Raw genomic sequence first — 810 nt, forward strand, 5'->3', positions numbered from 1 at the left:
CACTGCCAGCTCAGTTACCGCGAGTTGAGGTGGTTGTTGACCTTGATGAGGGTGATAAAGAGTGTGATTGCTGTCAAAGCCCACTTCACAAAATGGGTGAAAGCAGCAGTGAAACACTCGAATTTGTGCCCGCGCATATCAAGGTCATCAAAACCATTCGGCCAAAATATACGTGCCGTCACTGTGAGCGTGAAGGCATTGAAAGTGTGGTAAAAACCGCCCTCATGCCCGCAACAGCCATTCCAAAAAGCATCGCCACGCCTAGTTTGCTGAGCCAAATAATCATGTGTAAATACCAGTTTGGCTTACCACTTTATCGCCAAGAAACGTTATTTGCTGATATCGGTATTGAGTTGAGTCGACAAACCATGTCGAGCTGGATGCTACGCAGCGCTGAATTATTGTCACCGCTCTATCAGCGTTTAAAAGAAATCTTGCTATCTCAAGCGGTTATTCACGGCGATGAAACCCCGTTAAACGTCATTAATGCAGATAAAGCAACCAGCTATATGTGGCTGTACTGTTGCGGCGATGATAAACCGGGTAAAGGCACTAATATTGTCCTGTTTGATTACCATAACAGTCGCGCGGGCCAATGCGCGGTTGATTTCCTTGATGGTTACCAAGGCTACATGCACGTTGACGGCTACAAGGCTTACGAGCAAACAAAGGCAACACTGGTTGCGTGCTTAGCCCATATACGCCGTAAATTCATCGAGGCCAAAGGCAATAATAAAAAAACCGTCAAAGCAGATGTAGCTCTTAATCTTATTCGCAAGCTCTACGGTATTGAGCAAGCCATCAAAGATA

At 45.9% G+C, this 810-nt stretch carries 1 protein-coding gene; it reads left to right on the forward strand.

All coding sequences use genetic code 11. From position 1 onward, the window contains the following. Positions 1-810: IS66 family transposase (tnpC, locus tag HHO47_RS19035; protein WP_169021700.1), on the forward strand; the 810-nt coding region annotated here is incomplete at both ends.

Source organism: Pseudoalteromonas arctica, assembly GCF_012927645.1.
Lineage (GTDB): Bacteria > Pseudomonadota > Gammaproteobacteria > Enterobacterales > Alteromonadaceae > Pseudoalteromonas > Pseudoalteromonas arctica_A.